This is a genomic window from Flavobacterium sp. Root901, from assembly GCF_001429765.1.
Classification (GTDB): Bacteria; Bacteroidota; Bacteroidia; order Flavobacteriales; family Flavobacteriaceae; genus Flavobacterium.
This window is the reverse complement of sequence record NZ_LMJB01000006.1, coordinates 241,184-258,324: the sequence shown is the minus strand read 5'-3', so window position 1 is coordinate 258,324 and position 17,141 is coordinate 241,184. Positions and strand designations below refer to the sequence as shown.

Sequence of the window (17,141 nt, the reverse complement as noted above, 5' to 3'; positions counted from 1 at the left end):
AAAAGTAGACGCACTGCAGTGCGTCTCAACCTTCATAAAAATAGAGCATAAAAAAACCGAGTCATTTCTGACCCGGTTTTCTATCTTAATAAATTATACTAATTGCTTAGTCTAAAGAATTATTTTACTTCTTCGAATTCAACGTCTTCAACATTGTCTCCAGAAGACTGCTCTTGTTGCGGAGCAGCTTGTTGTCCTTCACCACCTTGAGCGTACATTGCTTCTGTAGCTGTTTTCCAAGCTGCATTTACATTGTCTAATCCTTTTTGGATTGCGTCAAGATCTTGAGATTGGTGAGCCATTCTCAATTCAGTTAAAGCATATTCGATAGCTGTTTTGTGCTCATCTGTAAGTTTATCTCCTAACTCTTTCAATTGAGATTCAGTTTGGAAGATAGTACTGTCAGCTTCGTTTAATTTTTCAGCTCTTTCTTTTGCAATTCTGTCAGCATCAGCGTTAGCTTCAGCATCTTTTTTCATTTTTTCGATTTCTTCAGCTGTTAAACCAGAAGAAGCTTCGATACGGATATCGTGAGATTTTCCAGTTCCTTTATCAGTTGCAGAAACTTTGATAATACCGTTAGCATCAATATCGAAAGTAACTTCGATTTGAGGAACTCCTCTTGGTGCTGGCGGGATACCGTCTAAGTGGAAACGACCAATAGTTTTGTTATCAGCAGCCATTGCTCTCTCTCCTTGTAAAACGTGAATTTCAACAGATGGTTGAGAATCAGCAGCAGTAGAGAATACTTGAGATTTTTTAGTTGGAATAGTTGTGTTAGACTCGATTAATTTAGTCAATACACCACCCATAGTTTCGATACCTAAAGAAAGAGGCGTTACGTCAAGTAACAATACATCTTTTACATCTCCAGATAAAACTCCACCTTGAATAGCAGCTCCAATAGCAACAACCTCATCAGGGTTAACACCTTTAGAAGCTTTTTTACCGAAGAATTTCTCCACTTCGTCAGCGATTCTTGGCATACGAGTAGAACCTCCTACAAGGATAACTTCGTCAATATCAGATGTAGATAAACCTGCATCTTTTAATGCTTTAGCAACAGGCTCCATAGAACGTTTTACTAAAGAATCAGATAATTGTTCAAATTTAGCTCTTGATAATTTTTTCACTAAGTGTTTTGGTCCAGAAGCAGTAGCAGTTACGTATGGTAAGTTGATTTCTGTTTCAGCAGAAGATGATAATTCAATCTTAGCTTTCTCAGCAGCTTCTTTTAAACGCTGTAATGACATTGGATCTAAACGTAAGTCAATACCTTCTTCAGATTTGAATTCGTCAGCTAACCAGTCAATAATAACCTGGTCAAAATCATCACCACCTAAGTGAGTATCACCATTTGTAGATAATACTTCAAATACACCGTCTCCTAATTCAAGAACAGAGATATCAAAAGTACCTCCACCTAAATCGTAAACAGCAATTTTTTGATCATTTCCTTTTTTATCTAATCCGTAAGCAAGTGCAGCAGCAGTTGGCTCGTTGATGATACGCATAACTTTAAGACCAGCGATTTCTCCAGCTTCTTTAGTAGCCTGACGCTGAGCATCGTTAAAGTAAGCAGGAACTGTAATAACTGCCTCAGTTACTGTTTGACCTAAATAGTCTTCAGCAGTTTTTTTCATTTTTTGAAGTGTCATTGCAGACAACTCCTGAGCAGTGTATAAACGACCGTCAATATCCACACGTGGTGTATTGTTGTCACCTTTTACAACACTGTAAGGAACTCTTTTTGCCTCATCCTGAGTTTCAGCAAAAGTGTGCCCCATAAAACGTTTAATAGAAGCAATCGTTTTTGTAGGATTCGTTACTGCTTGTCTTTTTGCAGGATCACCTACTTTAATTTCGCCACCTTCAACAAAAGCGATGATAGATGGTGTAGTTCTTTTTCCTTCTGCGTTAGGGATAACAACTGCTTCGTTACCTTCCATTACAGAAACACAAGAGTTCGTCGTACCTAAGTCAATTCCGATTATTTTACCCATTTTTTATATATTTAATTTTGATTTATTTTTTATAACTCAGGTGGCATAAGTCAATCTTTGTGCCAATATAAAAAACCAAAGTAAAATGTCAGTTTTGCTGTTGACACATTAATAATCATCTGACAACATGACATTTTTAAAGACTGACATGCATGGCATAATCTTATTACATGTCATCAATTAGGAGTTCTTTTCTGGGGGCAGTACTTGCATTTTAAAGGAACTTTTATATCTTTTCAAAATCAGAATAATTTTTAATTAAATATCGAATTAAGTACATTAGCATTTTTCTAAATCCAAAAAATGGAAAACTACAGCATCATTATATTCATACTCGCCATTGTTATAGGATTATCAGCCTTTGCCGATAAAGCAAAACTTCCCTATCCTATTCTTCTCGTTATTGTTGGAATAGCCATCGGGTTTATCCCGACAATGACCGAAATACAAATTAATCCCGAAATTATCTTTTTGATATTCCTGCCGCCATTATTATATGATGCATCGTTTAATATTTCTCCAAAAGATTTCAAAACCAATCTTAACACCATCAGTACGCTGGCGATAACCCTGGTTTTCCTCACAACTTTTTGGATTGCTGTAGTAGCGCATTATATGATTCCGAATATAACCTGGCCTCTTGCCTTTGTAATTGGAGCCATACTCTCTGCAACCGATGCCGTAGCTGCCGTAAGCATCACAAAAGGACTCGGAATATCCCATAAAACGATTACCATTCTCGAAGGCGAAAGTCTTATAAACGATGCTTCGGCGCTTGTTGCTTATCGTTTTGCCGTAGCAGCTGTAATGGGATCCGCCTTTGTAATCTGGAAAGCAACGCTGCAGTTTATTTTGCTATTAGGAGGCGGTTTTTTGGTGGGAATGGTTATCGCAAAAATTTTAGCTTTTATATTGAGTAAAGTACACAAAAACACTAATGTTACTATCAGTTTTATGTTACTAATGCCATTTGTAGCTTATTTGGTTGCAGAACAATTTCATGTTTCAGGCGTAATTGCAGTTGTAGTTTCCGGACTGGCCATTGCCCGTTTCAGCAAAAAGATATTTCCGGAACATTTAAAAAACAGTTCCCGAAGCCTTTGGGACATTATCATTTTCCTTTTAAACGGATTAATCTTTATCCTGATCGGACTTAATTTTAGATACGTATTAAAAGATATCGAAAACGATATGATTCTGCCTTATATTGGTTATGCTTTTATCATTACAATTGTGGCCTTATTAATTCGGTTTGTTAGAATATTTCTCCAAAAAATTAACCTTCAAAAAGCTTTCAAAAAGAATCGAGGCGGAAAAAGAAAAATCAGCGAAGATGCACTTTTAGACTTTAATAATAGTATCATTTTAGGATGGTCCGGAATGCGCGGCATTGTTTCTCTAGCCATTGCGATTGGACTTCCAAAACTTCTCGAAGACGGAACTCCTTTTCCCGAAAGAAATACGATTATCTTTATTTCTGTTGCAGTTGTACTTTTTACCCTTATCGGACAAGGACTTACACTTCCGTGGATTGTTAAAAGGCTAAATGCTAAAAATGACAAGGAAGAAATGACAAAGAAGGATATATCGGCAGAGCAAATAAAGCTTACTCAAAAACTATAAATCTTACCAAAAACAAAAAATAAATGGATCAGGAATTACAAAACCACTTTGAAGAATTTGAAAAACCATTAATCATCAGAAGAAAACTTTTACCATGGTGGATTAAAACTTTCTGCTGGATTTTTATGATTATGGGAACCCTGAGTACAGGAACACTCGTTGCCAGTGCATTTTTAACCACCGTGAATCTATCTCTTTACGGTTTCACCAGCAGCACAGCATATTCTGGAGTTGGGATTTTTATAATTGCAGTAATGTTACTTAAAGGCTTTGCAGCTTATTCGTTATGGTTTGAAAAATCAAATGCCATAACAATTGCCAAAATTGATGCTATTGTTGGAATTGTCGTTTGCGTGTCCTCAATGTTTATAAATCCAAATGATAATGGAAATTTTTCTTTAAGGTTAGAAATTTTTCTTCTAATTCCATATTATATCAAAATAAATAAAATTGAATATGAATGGGATAATTTAGAAACCATTTAAATTTATTTCAAAAAAATAAAATATAAAATACTGAAAATCAAATATTTAATTTTGTTTTAAAATTCATTTCAAAAAAAATTAAATATTTTGTCCAATTCTGAAAGTTCGATTGTTATTAGAGTATAACATTAAAACTTATACAAAATGGAAACAAGAATTAACATTCACGCAAAAGGACAAGAAGCATTAAAAACACTTTACGGAATTGGCGGTTATTTAAAAAAATCTTCTGTAGAATTAGCGCTTTTAGAATTGGTTTACTTTAGGGTTTCACAAATCAACAGCTGTGCTTATTGTTTAGACATGCATTATAAAGATGCAAGACACAAAGGTGAAACAGAACAGCGTTTATACGGATTAAGCGCATGGCGTGAAGCTCCATATTATACAAACAGAGAAAGAGCCGCTTTTGCATGGGCAGAAGCTGTAACAAAATGTGACGTCCCGGATTCAGTTTATCAGGAAGCTATAAAAGAATTTACGGATCAGGAATTAATTGATTTAACTTTAGCCATTACTACAATCAATACTTATAACAGAATTAACCTTGCGTTTCCAAACGAACCCGGAACTTACAGAGTAGGGCAATTTGGCTAATTAATTATCACAACAAAACATTGTTATAAAAAAAATAATATCATGAACGAATTTGTATTAATATTTCGCAGAGATTATATCACAAAAGAAACTCAGCCTTCTCCGCAGGAATTGCAGGAATCACTTAAGCTTTGGCAGGACTGGCTGGGCGGAATTGCGGCTCAGGATAAGTTAGCAAAACCATTACAGCGATGGGACGGCGAAGGTAAAATAGTAAAATCGAATAAAAGTGTAATCAACGGTCCTTATGCTGAAATTAAAGAAGCAATTGGAGGATTGATTATGATTAAAGCTGCTGATTATGATGAAGCTGTAAGCATTGCAAACGGCTGTCCAATTTTAGAATTAGGCGGCAATGTCGAAATTAGAATGGCCGTTACCGGAACATATTAATCTTTTTACTTTTACTTTTAAAAAAAGATTTTTAACAGATGGAAGAAAGCCAGCTTTTACCCAATTTATTTAGAACAGAGTACCGAAAAATAGTTTCGGTACTCTGTTATTTATTTGGAATTGAAAATATCGAAATTGCCGAAGACATTACCAGCGATACTTTTCTGGCCGCAACAGAACTCTGGAGTGTAAAAGGAATTCCTGAAAACCCGGCTGCATGGCTTTATACCGTTGCAAAAAACAAAACAAAAAATTATTTAAAACGCGATACTCTTTTTGAGCAGAAAATTGCAGTTGAAGTAAAACACAATGCCGATAAATCTGAAGAAATTGAAATTGATTTATCCAATAAAAACATTTTCGACAGTCAATTAGCGATGATTTTTACGGTTTGTAATCCTGTAAATTCTGCCGAAGCACAAATTGCACTAGCACTAAATTTGTTATGCGGATTTGCAATTCAGGAAATTGCAGATGGTTTTATTACCAATAGAGAAGTCATTTACAAAAGAATTAACCGGGCTAAGGAAAAGCTCAAAGAAGCCAATATAAAAATTGAACAACCGGACAATAATGAAATTAAAAACAGGCTTGAAAATGTTTTGACAACGCTGTACTTATTATTTTCAGAAGGATATTATTCTGTTTCCCAAAACACAACTTTACGAAAAGATGTTTGTGCAGAAGCAATGCGTTTAACTTATTTATTAATAGAAAATCCGGCAACAAACCTGCCGCCTGTCAACGCATTACTTTCTTTAATGTGTTTTCATTCTTCGCGGTTTGATGCGAGAACGGATCATAACGGAGAAACGATTTTATATCATGATCAGGATGAAACCTTGTGGAATCAGGAACTTATAGAAAAAGGCGCTTATTTCCTTGCTCAGGCATCCAAAGGAAATGTGCTTAGTAAATACCATCTCGAAGCCGGAATTGCCTATTGGCACACACAAAAAGAAGATTCAGCAGTAAAATGGGAAAATATATTACAGCTTTACAATCAGCTTTTGATTCTCGAATATTCGCCTATTGCGGCACTCAACCGGACTTATGCTTTGGCAAAAACAAACGGAAAACAAAAAGCTATCAGCGAAGCTGAAAAATTAAACTTAAACGATAATCATTTTTATTATTCTTTATTAGGGAACCTGTATACCGATATTGACAACAAAAAAGCCGTAACTCATTTTGAAAAAGCATGGCAGCTGGCAAAATCTGCCTCAGATAAAAATACCATAATGCAAAGTATCAAATCTTTAAAAGAATTATAGTTTTGAGGCTTTAGTTTCTCTGCCGATTTCGGTTTTTATTTGTAATTTAGATTTCTTAAAAAATGTTCATTCGCAGAAATAATTCAGGAATAACATTTTAAATATTATTAAAATACAACTAAAAAAATGGCTTCATTTACAAAAGAAATCTCTTTTCGCTGGTCAGATCTTGACCCAAATTTTCACGTTCGTCATAGTGCATATTACGATTTTGGTGCACAGCATCGTATTGAAATCCTGGAAGAACTCGGCTTAACTCTAAAAGTAATGCAGACACAGGGTTTTGGTCCGGTTTTATTTAGGGAAGAATGTGTTTTTAGAAAAGAATTAAAACTTTCAGACAAAATATTTATTCATACCAAAACATCCAAAATGAAAGCCGATGCTTCGCGCTGGTCAATCATTCACGAATTTAGAAGAGAAGACGACACACTTTGCGCAACTATTACCGTTGATGGCGCATGGATGGATACTAAACTTAGAAAACTGGCTTCTCCTACTCCGGAAATTGCAATTCAGGCATTAAGTATTTTTCCAAAAAGTGATGATTTTGTTGGACTATAAAAGCAAAAACAAATGAGGTATACAATAGCGTTTTTATTTATTCTTGTACTTTTTACAAATTGTGAATCTCGTAAAACTTCAAAAGAAACTGCCGTTCAGGATTTGCCCAAATCTCCTAAAGAAACCGTAGAGGCTTATTTAGCTGCTGTAAACCGGTTTGATTTTAAGACTGCCAAAGAATTCGTTATTCTAAATCCGAAGAATTTAGCAACTCTTGAAGATCTTAAAAAAATGGAAAAAAGTATTCCCGATGATCAGAAATCGAGGTTTTTAAATAAAGAAAAAGACGCTGTTTATTACGAAAAAGAAATAACAGATTCGACTGCCCGGATTTTCGTAACTCCAAATCAGGATATTGTTTTACCAATCGAATTTAATTTGAAAAAAGTAAACGAAAAATGGTTAATTGAATCTGTCATCTCACATTGATTTAAAAATCCCAAAAACTATTTGCATCTTTTTTCTGATAATTTTAAGACTTTTATTTTTGCTTTTAAAAATGCATAGCGTTAAATTTATAATACTTAACTTAAAAATGCATCGCAATGAAAGCTATAAAACTCCTTGTACTGTTATTACCCTTTTTTTGCTTTTCGCAGAAAGAAAAAATAAAGGAATTAGATATAAATCTAAGCAATTATGAATATCCGTTTCCAGTTCAATTTTTAGAACTGAACAATCAGCGCCTGAATTTAAAAATGGCGTACATGGATATAAAACCAGATAATTACAACAATAAAAATATTGTTTTGCTGCATGGCAAAAATTTCAACGGAGCGTATTGGGAAACAACCATAAAAGCCTTAACCAAAGAAGGTTTCCGTGTTATTGTTCCGGATCAGATTGGTTTTGGAAAATCATCAAAACCTGATAATTTTCAATATACTTTTCAACAGTTTGCAGAAAACACAAAAAAATTACTCGATCATTTAGGCATTACAAAAACGACTGTTTTAGGGCATTCTATGGGCGGAATGTTAGCCACAAGATTTGCCTTAATGTATCCCGAAACTACAGAAAAACTGGTTCTCGAAAACCCAATTGGCTTAGAAGACTGGAAACTTGTTGTTCCGTATAAACCCGTAGACTGGTGGTTTGAATCTGAATTGAAACAAAATTATGAAGCTGTCAAAAAGTATCAAATGGAAAATTATTATGACGGAAAATGGAATGCCGATTATCAAAAATGGGCTGAACTTGCTGCCGGCTGGACCACAGCACCGGATTATAGCAAAGTTGCCTGGAATTCTGCCTTAATGTATGATATGATTTTTACGCAGCCGGTTTTATATGAATTTAAAAATATTAAAAGCCCGACACTTTTAATCATCGGAACAAGAGACAAAACCGCAATTGGAAAGCCTTTAGTGTCTGAAGAAATCCGAAAAACCATGGGAAATTATGCCGAACTGGGTAAAAAAACACAAAAAGCAATTCCAAATTCAAAATTAGTCGAAGTTCCCAATACAGGACATTTGCCACATATTGAATCTTTTGATTCATTTATAAAACCATTAATCGTATTTTTGAAATAATATTTTTTTTTACCGCGAATTACACGAATTTTAATTTAGTTATCATTGAATTAATTAGTGCAATTTGTGTAATTCGCGGCAAAAAACCCGAATCTAAATTTAATAATCTAAAATAATAAATATGTTTACTATTGATCAAATAAAAGAAGCACATGCTAAAGTAAAAAGCGGAGCCGATTTTCCAAATTATATACAAGACTTAATCATTTTGGGTGTAAAAGGTTACGACACCTTTGTAAATGATGGGCATGTTGAATATTATGGTGTAAATGGATACAGCGTTACATCTGACGAAAAATACAATCCAATTTCGATTGCTGTAACTGTAAACAAAGAACTTTTTATAGAGTTTTTGGTAAAACACCAGCAGGGAGAAACAGATTATCTTACTTTTTGCAATCATGCGGGGCAATGTGGTATTGCAAAATGGAGAGTTGACATTATCGAAATGACATGTACTTATTTTGACAGCGCGCAAAACGAAATTTTAATTGAAAAAATTCCAGGTTAATCCAATAAATCGATGGCAAATTTTAATCTAATTTATTCGCTGGCTAAAAAAGGTATTTTACTGCTGCTTTTTTTAATTAGCTTTTCCGTTTTTTCTCAGCATAAAAAAGAAAAACCAAAGTTTAAGGTAATTGCATTTTACACCGCAAAAAATGATCAGGCACATATCAGTTTTGTACATGAAGCCAACAAATGGTTTCCAAAACTAGCTGAAGAAAATCATTTTGTCTACGATTCGACCGATAACTGGAAGAATTTAAACGCAAAATTTTTAGCCAATTATCAGGTGGTTTTATTTTTAGATACAAGACCGGAAACTCCGGAGCAGCGTGCCGCTTTTCAGCAATATATGGAAAATGGAGGCGGTTTTATCGGATTTCATTTTTCGGCATTTGCTTTAAATAATTCAGCTTATCCGCAAAATTGGGATTGGTACCATAATACGTTTTTAGGTTCAGGCGAATACGGAAGCAATACGTGGAGGCCAACGTCGGCAGTTTTGAGAGTTGAAAATCTGCATCCGGTTACTAAAAACCTTCCTAAAACTTTCATATCTGCACCAAACGAATGGTACCGATGGAATAATGATCTTAGGAAAAATCCGGATATTAAAATTCTTCTGGCCATTGACGAAAGCAGTTTTCCGTTAGGAACCGGTCCAAAAGCACATGAAATCTGGCATGAAGGATATTATCCTGTAGTCTGGACCAACAAAAACTATAAAATGCTGTATGTCAATATGGGGCACAATGATATTGACTACGAAGGCGGAACCAACAAAACCCTTTCCTATACTTTTGAAAATAAAACACAAAGCAAACTGATCCTTGATACATTGCTTTGGTTAGGAAATTCTAAAAAATAAAACGATTTAAAATGTCCAGTAAACTTTCTCCTATCATAAATGCTGATGATTTATTAAAGCTAAATAACGAATCAGAAATTGTTTTAATTGATGCCAGAGCCGGAATAAATGCCCAAGAAAATTTTAAGGCAGAACACTTAAAAGGCGCGCGGTATGTAGATTTAAATAAAGATTTGGCAGCCGTTGAAAAAGATCCTGCAAATGGAGGAAGACATCCTCTGCCTTCTTTTTCAAAATTCTCAAAAGTACTTTCAAAACTCGGGATTTCACCTTCATCTCATGTTGTAATTTATGATGATAAAAACGGATCAAACGCTGCAGCAAGATTTTGGTGGATGCTCCGTGCGGCCGGACATGAAAAAGTTCAGGTACTAAATGGTGGTCTGCAGGAAGCGGTTAAAAAGGGTTTTGCTGTTAGTTCAGAAATAGAAAATTTTCAAAAAACAGAAAATTATCCTGTTACAGAATGGAAGTTGAAAACTGCGGATATTGAAGACGTTGAAAAAGCCAGAAAAAGTTCTGAAAAAATCGTAATTGACGTAAGGGACAAAAACCGTTTTGACGGACTTACAGAACCTCTTGATTTAATCGCCGGACATATTCCCGGTGCGGTAAATGTTCCGTTTAGCGAAAATCTGGACGAAAACGGCCTTTTTAAAACCTCAAAAGTTCTGGCAGAAAAATATACTGAAGTTTTAAAAAATAAATCATCGGAAAACACTATTGTACATTGCGGCTCCGGAGTTACTGCCTGCCATACTTTACTGGCTTTGGATTATGCCGGAATTGAAATTCCAAAACTTTATACAGGTTCCTGGAGCGAATGGTCGAGAAATGACCGCGAAATGGCACTAAAAAAACCAGAATAAGATTTTTGCCACAGATGAAGAATTAAAAACAGCAATCACTTAAATCTGTGAAATCTTGGCAAAAACTCAATACACACAACAAATTTTAAGATACCATAATGCAGCATTGGGATATACTTTTATCAAATCAGGTAAATAAAAAAGCTTTTATAGACAATATTTTAAATGGAGAAGCAAAAGGAGAACTAGCATTTTTTAATGACCAAAAAGGAATTTTGTTCTCAGATATTGCAATTGAAAAATTCATCGAAAAAGAGTATCAGTATGACAGCGTAGAAGCTGCTCCTGAATCACACCGGCAGCTTCGTACTTTTTCATCCGGAGAACGCAAAAAAGAGTTTTTAAAATACTGCATCAATCAAAACCCGGATTTTATTATTTTCGACAATCCGTTTGATCATTTGGATCAGGCTTCGCGGGTAATTTTAGCAGATTCTTTAAAAGATTTAACTCAGGAAATTGCTATTATTCAGCTTTTAAATCGTGTTGTTGATGTTTTGGAATTTGTTCCCAACAAAGCACAAATCAAAGACAATACTTTTGAGCTGTATCCCATTACAAAAACCGAAAGCCATTTTAAAACCTTAAATACATCGGCAATTCCAAAACCAATTGAGCCGCATTCCTTCCACGAAAGTGTATTAATAAAACTGGAAAACGTTTCGGTAAGTTATGAGGAAAGAAAAATTCTGGACAACATTTCCTGGACAATAAAACAAGGTGAATTCTGGCAGTTGATTGGTCCGAATGGTTCCGGAAAAAGTACTATTTTATCTTTAATTACAGGCGATAATCCAAAAGGATTTGGTCAGGATTTATTTTTGTTTGGAAGAAAAAAAGGCAGCGGAGAAAGTGTTTGGGACATCAAAAAGCAAATCGGAATCTTCGCCACTTCCATGACCGATTTATTTCAAAAAGGACATACTTTGGAAGAAATGATTCTTTCCGGATTTTTCGATTCCATTGGGCTTTATACTGAGCCGACAACGCATCAAAAACAAATCGTTTCGCAATGGCTTGAAGTAATCGAAATGACACATTTAAGAAAAAAACGTTTCATCGATCTTTCTATAGGCCAGCAAAGAGTTGCTTTAATCGTACGTGCCGTTTTAAAACACCCGCCATTATTAATTTTAGATGAACCTGTAGAAGGTCTGGACGACGAAAATGTAGATTTGGTGATTCAGCTCATCAACACAATTAAACAGGAAACAAATGTTACGATTTTATTTGTTTCCCACAGAATTGAGTCCGGCCTCGCTCCTACTTCTGTTTTTGAACTTATACCGTCTGAAACCGGATCAACAGGAATAATAAAACAGCAACCCGAATTCAATTAAAATGCAAAAATATACCACCGGAATCCTTCTTTTTTTTATTTTAATATCTTGTTCACCAACCCTGTCCACTAAAGACAAAGAATATCAAATTAGCGAAAAAACAAAATTTGAAAAAGAATGGAAATTTGAAGCCAAAGAATGGTCCTTAGAAAATAAAATTTTAGAAGGAAATGGATCTGCCGAACATTGGGCAGCCATTATTTCTAAGAAGAATCTTCCCGAAAATTATGAAATTACTTTTGAGATGAAGCTTCTGGCGGGAAACCTTACAGAAGTGATGCTTAATTTTGACAAAACAAATTATATCCGCGCTTACGCCTACAATATTGACAAAAACATTATAATTGGAAGAGGGACTTATAATGAAAAAAGCGATGAATATGGAAAACGCGGCGGCCCGACGCTCTTGAAAAAACCATTTGATTTTACATCAAATATCTGGCATCTCGTAAAAATCAAAGTTCAAAACAACCAGCTTCAATTTACGGTAAATGACAATATAACCTTAGAATGTTCTTTAGAAAAATACAATCTCAGCTCCAAAGGAAAACTAGGTTTTATTACAAATGGAAAAACAGAAATTAAAAATCTGGTTATCAAAACCCTATAAAAAAAGCTCCGAAAGGAGCTTTAATTTTATAAGTAACCAATAATTATCTAATTATCAAATTGACTAATTATCTAATTAATTCTCTTCTTCATCTGTATTATGCGATTTCACATAGTTACGCCATTTTTCAATACAATCCTGAAAATCCTGCGGCAATTCTGTATCAAAACGCATTAATTCTCCCGTATTTGGATGAACAAATCCAAGCGTTTTAGCATGCAGCGCCTGACGTGGCAAAGCTTTAAAACAATTCTCTATAAACTGTTTGTATTTGGTAAACGTTGTTCCTTTCAAAATTAAATGTCCGCCGTAACGTTCATCATTAAACAAAGGATGTCCAATGTGTTTCATGTGCGCACGAATCTGGTGTGTCCTTCCGGTTTCTAATTTACACGAAATCAAAGTTACATAACCAAAACGCTCCAAAACTTTATAATGTGTAATTGCCGGTTTTCCAATTTCAGGATCAGCAAAAACTGCCATCTGCATACGGTCTTTTAAATGTCTTGCAAGGTTTCCTTCAATAGTTCCGCTTTCGGCTACAACATTTCCCCAGACAAGAGCAATATACTCGCGTTCTGTTGTTTTGGCTTCAAATTGTTTGGCCAAGTGCGTCATTGCGGCTTCGGTTTTCGCAACAACCAAAAGTCCGGACGTATCTTTATCTATTCGGTGAACCAGACCGGGACGTTCGCTGCTGTTCATTGGCAGATTATCAAAATGATGCGCCAAAGCATTTACAAGAGTTCCGGTATAATTTCCGTGACCCGGATGCACAACCATTCCCGGCTCTTTATTGATTAACAAAAGTGCATCATCTTCATAAACAATATTCAGCGGAATATCTTCCGGAAGGATATGGTTTTCAAATGGCGGATGCGATAACATAACCGTTATTACATCAAAAGGTTTTACTTTATAATTCGATTTTACCGGAATATCATTCACAAAAATGTTTCCGTTCGCTGCCGCATTCTGAATTTTATTTCTTGTGGCATTCGGAATCAAATACATTAAATATTTGTCAATACGCAAAAACGCCTGACCTTTTGGGACTTCAAACCTGTAATGCTCAAATAATTCGTCTTCCAGATCTAAATTTTCTTCAATATTATTGTTCATCACTTGGGGTTTCAACAGGCACTGCAGTACTGTCTGCCTGACTATCATCTACATAACTCGCTTTTCCGTCACCTAAAACCAAATCAATTTTAGACGCTTTCAAAACACGGTCTCCTACTTTTAAATTTCTGCCTTTGTAACGCATTTCCAAAACCATATCTTTTCCAAGATTCGGAATATAAGTAATCGTTCCTGGCTCAAGTCCTAAAGCTTTCAGAGTTGGAACCGCTTCACGGTATGTTTTCTCAATTAAATCAGGAATTTTCACAGACGAAAATCCCGATGAATTAATTTTAATATATATTTTTCGTCCTACTTTTACTTTAGTTCCCGGCAGCGGATCCTGCTCAACAACACTAAATTTCGGATATTCACTTCGATAGTCAACGCTGTCCAAAAGCACATAATCTAAATCAAGTTCGTCTAGTTTTTCTTCAACTTGTTCTTCTGTCAGTCTTGCTAAATTAGGAACCGCAATTTCGTGTCCGTGATCAGTTGTAAAAGTCAGCCAATGCATAAACAAATAACCTAAAATTGCAATGATAGCCGCCGCAGCCAATACTTGTAAAAAAAACACCCGGCTGGTTAAATACTTACGTAAACTCATAAATTTATTTTTAGTTGTCGCAAAGATAAAGTATTTCATTTCAAAAAAAATGATAATTTTGTTTAAAACAAGAAAGTCCTGAATTGTCATGCTGAACAAAGTTTAACAGCAATTTTCAGAATAATAATCAGGAGCTGTTTCCTGCTGTACGCTATATCTTTTGTGTCTCGTTAAAAAAAACGAGACACAAAAGGATGTCGCTTCCATCAGGGCTAAAAGACTCATTTTCAATACAACATTCCGATTAATAAATTAACGATTAAACAAATAAACAAAAAGTCAATGAAAAACATTGCCATCATCATGGGCGGATATTCAAGCGAATACAAAATTTCGCTTATCAGCGGAAACGTTGTTTACCAATATCTTGACAAAACAAAATACAACGGATTCCGAGTTCACATCTTCAAAGAAAAATGGGTGTATGTAGATGCAAACGATGCCGAATTCCCAATTGACAGAAATGATTTTTCTGTAACTGTAAACGGAGAAAAAATTACATTTGACTGCGTTTTTAATGCCATTCACGGAACTCCGGGCGAAGACGGATTAATGCAGGCTTATTTTGAATTATTGGGTATTCCGCAATCATCCTGCGATTATTACCAATCGGCGTTGACTTTTAATAAACGTGATTTATTATCGGTTTTAAAACCATATGGAATCAAAACCGCGATTTCTTATTATTTAAATAAAGGTGACGAAATCAATACGGCTGAAATTGTTAAAAAAGTAGGTTTACCATGTTTCGTAAAACCAAATAAAGCCGGTTCCAGTTTTGGAATCTCAAAAGTAAAAACAGAAGCTGAACTTCCAATCGCAATTGAAGTTGCTTACAAAGAAGATAACGAAATTATCATTGAAAGTTTCCTTGACGGAACAGAAGTTTCTGTAGGTGTAATTAATTACAAAGGCGAAATCAAAGTTTTACCAATCACAGAAATTGTTTCAGATAATGATTTCTTTGATTATGAGGCAAAATACGAAGGAAAATCGCAAGAAATCACACCGGCCAGAATCTCTGACGAATTGACACAAAAGGTTGGAGAAACTGCAAAACGTGTTTACGAAGTCTTAAAAATGAAAGGATTCTCAAGAAGTGAATTTATCATTGTAGACAACGAACCTTATATGCTCGAAATGAACACGATTCCGGGTTTAACAACAGAAAGTTTAATTCCGCAGCAGGCAAAAGCAGCCGGAATTTCACTGGAAGAATTATTTACAAATGCAATAGAGCTGGCTTTAGCTTAAGATGCTAAGATACTGAGGTGCTAAGATCCTAAGATTTAGCACCTTTTTTTTATCCTTTTGTTTTTAGAAGTATCTAAAAACTATCAAAATTTCAAGAATTTTTTTTTGTCAAACATGGAAATTTAAATAAGTTTCTGCTGTAAAAACTTAGTACCTTAGTATCTCAGAACCATAGAACCTAAAAAAAATGAAAGAAATCTTTGAATGGGAAAGACTGCTTTTTAATAATCTACCGCAGAATTTTCTGCTGGAAGTTATATTTCGCTCCACCGTTATGTTTGTCATTTTACTGCTCACCTTAAAAATGGCAGGAAAACGAGGTGTAAAACAGCTTTCTATATTCGAAACGGTTATTATTATTGCGCTTGGCTCTGCAGCCGGCGATCCAATGTTTTATGAAGATGTAGGTATTATTCCGGCAGCTGTAGTTTTTACAGTTATAATTATTTTATATCGCTCCGTAACGTGGCTTACCGGAAAGAGCAAAAAATTTGAAGAATTTATTGAAGGAAAAACAGAATGTTTAATTAACGATGGTAAGTTTTCGGTTTCTACTTTTAAAAAAGAAAGTCTGGCGCAGGACGAATTTTTTACAGAACTTCGAATTAAATCCATCGAACATCTGGGTCAGGTAAAACACGCTTTTATAGAAACCAGCGGAGAAGTAAGCATTTTTTATTATGAAGATAAAGATGTAGGCTATGGACTTCCAATACTGCCGGCATTATTTGGTACAAAAAGTAAAATTATACCAAATGACGGTATATATTCGTGTACTTTCTGCGGTCATACTACAGAACAAAAAGCCGGAACTGCACAATGTGACGTTTGTCATAAACATGAATGGGTCGCTTCTATAAACACGCTCAGGGTAACTTAGAAAAAATACAATTCAATTTCAAAATAAAAACAATAAAAAGCTTTAACAAATTTAGTTCCTTTGTAACTTTGAAACTCCAAAACTAAAAAAGCTTTGCCTTTGCGGCCTTGAAGCTTTCAACCTTAAAAAGAAACAAATGCGAAAAGCTATATTTCCGGGATCATTTGACCCAATTACACTTGGACACGAAGACATTATCAAAAGAGGAATTTCTCTTTTCGACGAAATTGTAATTGCAATTGGTGTCAATGCCGAAAAAAAATACATGTTTTCACTTGAAGAAAGAAAACGCTTTATTGAAGAAACCTTCAAAGATGAACCGAAAATTTCTGTTATTACTTATGAAGGACTAACAATAGATTTGGCAAAAAAACTTAAAGCCAATTTCATTTTAAGAGGTTTACGCAACCCCGCGGATTTTGAATTCGAAAAAGCTATTGCCCACACCAACAGACGCCTTTCTAAAATCGAAACTGTATTCTTATTAACTGCTGCAAAAACTTCTTACATCAGCTCAAGTATTGTTCGTGATGTATTGAGAAATGGCGGTGAATATGAATTATTAGTTCCGGATGCTGTTAGAGTACAAAAATAATTACAATTTAAATTT

The 17,141-nt window shown here is 34.9% G+C and carries 19 protein-coding genes; 16 read left to right on the top strand and 3 right to left on the bottom strand.

Going from position 1 to position 17,141, the window contains the following annotated elements; genetic code table 11:
• Nucleotides 1-119: 119 nt before the first annotated feature.
• On the bottom strand, nucleotides 120-2,003 hold the full coding sequence (gene dnaK, locus ASE21_RS10575) for a molecular chaperone DnaK (RefSeq protein WP_057122628.1): 1,884 nt from the start codon (nucleotides 2,001-2,003) through the stop codon (nucleotides 120-122).
• 303 nt (nucleotides 2,004-2,306) lie between these two features.
• Between dnaK and ASE21_RS10570 the strand changes: the two genes are divergently transcribed.
• The 13 genes from ASE21_RS10570 (at nucleotide 2,307) to ASE21_RS10510 (ending at nucleotide 12,668) form a co-directional block, all read left to right on the top strand.
• Entirely contained in the window at nucleotides 2,307-3,626 is a 1,320-nt protein-coding gene (locus tag ASE21_RS10570; protein ID WP_057122627.1) for a Na+/H+ antiporter, read from the top strand.
• Between the two features lie 23 nt (nucleotides 3,627-3,649).
• Complete coding sequence (locus ASE21_RS10565; protein WP_057122626.1) at nucleotides 3,650-4,111, top strand: hypothetical protein; 462 nt, start codon at nucleotides 3,650-3,652, stop codon at nucleotides 4,109-4,111.
• Nucleotides 4,112-4,255: 144 nt separating this feature from the next.
• Nucleotides 4,256-4,708: a carboxymuconolactone decarboxylase family protein gene (locus tag ASE21_RS10560; protein ID WP_057122625.1), complete on the top strand. Its 453-nt coding sequence runs from the start codon at nucleotides 4,256-4,258 to the stop codon at nucleotides 4,706-4,708.
• Between the two features lie 42 nt (nucleotides 4,709-4,750).
• Nucleotides 4,751-5,101, top strand: coding sequence for a YciI family protein (locus ASE21_RS10555; RefSeq protein WP_057122624.1), 351 nt, complete (start codon nucleotides 4,751-4,753; stop codon nucleotides 5,099-5,101).
• A 38-nt stretch (nucleotides 5,102-5,139) separates the two neighbouring features.
• Nucleotides 5,140-6,375, top strand: coding sequence for an RNA polymerase sigma factor (locus ASE21_RS10550; protein ID WP_057122623.1), 1,236 nt, complete (start codon nucleotides 5,140-5,142; stop codon nucleotides 6,373-6,375).
• Between the two features lie 126 nt (nucleotides 6,376-6,501).
• Nucleotides 6,502-6,939, top strand: a complete 438-nt coding sequence (locus ASE21_RS10545; RefSeq protein WP_057122622.1) for an acyl-CoA thioesterase — start codon at nucleotides 6,502-6,504, stop codon at nucleotides 6,937-6,939.
• 12 nt (nucleotides 6,940-6,951) lie between these two features.
• The gene (locus ASE21_RS10540) at nucleotides 6,952-7,368 is read left to right on the top strand and encodes a hypothetical protein (RefSeq protein WP_057122621.1); all 417 of its coding nucleotides are present in this window, start codon (nucleotides 6,952-6,954) and stop codon (nucleotides 7,366-7,368) included.
• Between the two features lie 116 nt (nucleotides 7,369-7,484).
• Nucleotides 7,485-8,474: an alpha/beta fold hydrolase gene (locus tag ASE21_RS10535; RefSeq protein WP_057122620.1), complete on the top strand. Its 990-nt coding sequence runs from the start codon at nucleotides 7,485-7,487 to the stop codon at nucleotides 8,472-8,474.
• A 121-nt stretch (nucleotides 8,475-8,595) separates the two neighbouring features.
• Nucleotides 8,596-8,985, top strand: a complete 390-nt coding sequence (locus ASE21_RS10530) for a DUF1398 domain-containing protein (protein ID WP_057122619.1) — start codon at nucleotides 8,596-8,598, stop codon at nucleotides 8,983-8,985.
• Nucleotides 8,986-8,997: 12 nt separating this feature from the next.
• Entirely contained in the window at nucleotides 8,998-9,849 is an 852-nt protein-coding gene (locus ASE21_RS10525) for a ThuA domain-containing protein (RefSeq protein ID WP_057122618.1), read from the top strand.
• Between the two features lie 11 nt (nucleotides 9,850-9,860).
• Nucleotides 9,861-10,718, top strand: coding sequence for a sulfurtransferase (locus ASE21_RS10520; protein ID WP_057122617.1), 858 nt, complete (start codon nucleotides 9,861-9,863; stop codon nucleotides 10,716-10,718).
• A 98-nt stretch (nucleotides 10,719-10,816) separates the two neighbouring features.
• Nucleotides 10,817-12,058 carry an ATP-binding cassette domain-containing protein gene (locus tag ASE21_RS10515; protein ID WP_057122616.1) on the top strand — a complete coding sequence of 414 codons (1,242 nt, stop codon included), beginning with the start codon at nucleotides 10,817-10,819 and terminating at the stop codon, nucleotides 12,056-12,058.
• 1 nt (nucleotide 12,059) lies between these two features.
• Nucleotides 12,060-12,668 (top strand): family 16 glycoside hydrolase, encoded by a 609-nt coding sequence (locus tag ASE21_RS10510; RefSeq protein WP_057122615.1) that lies wholly within the window; start codon nucleotides 12,060-12,062, stop codon nucleotides 12,666-12,668.
• 75 nt (nucleotides 12,669-12,743) lie between these two features.
• On the opposite strand, the gene ASE21_RS10505 is transcribed toward ASE21_RS10510, so the two are convergent.
• Entirely contained in the window at nucleotides 12,744-13,790 is a 1,047-nt protein-coding gene (locus ASE21_RS10505; RefSeq protein WP_057122614.1) for an RluA family pseudouridine synthase, read from the bottom strand.
• Nucleotides 13,780-14,397, bottom strand: a complete 618-nt coding sequence (locus tag ASE21_RS10500) for a PASTA domain-containing protein (protein ID WP_057123173.1) — start codon at nucleotides 14,395-14,397, stop codon at nucleotides 13,780-13,782. Before ASE21_RS10500 ends, ASE21_RS10505 begins: the two co-directional genes overlap by 11 nt.
• A gap of 282 nt (nucleotides 14,398-14,679) precedes the next feature.
• Between ASE21_RS10500 and ASE21_RS10495 the strand changes: the two genes are divergently transcribed.
• The 3 genes from ASE21_RS10495 to coaD all read left to right on the top strand — a co-directional run bounded on the left by ASE21_RS10495 (nucleotide 14,680) and on the right by coaD (nucleotide 17,126).
• Entirely contained in the window at nucleotides 14,680-15,651 is a 972-nt protein-coding gene (locus ASE21_RS10495) for a D-alanine--D-alanine ligase (RefSeq protein WP_057122613.1), read from the top strand.
• A gap of 187 nt (nucleotides 15,652-15,838) precedes the next feature.
• Nucleotides 15,839-16,531: a DUF421 domain-containing protein gene (locus tag ASE21_RS10490; protein ID WP_057122612.1), complete on the top strand. Its 693-nt coding sequence runs from the start codon at nucleotides 15,839-15,841 to the stop codon at nucleotides 16,529-16,531.
• Between the two features lie 136 nt (nucleotides 16,532-16,667).
• A complete protein-coding gene (coaD, locus tag ASE21_RS10485; RefSeq protein ID WP_057122611.1) occupies nucleotides 16,668-17,126 on the top strand; it encodes a pantetheine-phosphate adenylyltransferase in 459 nt (152 codons plus the stop codon).
• Nucleotides 17,127-17,141 lie beyond the last annotated feature (15 nt).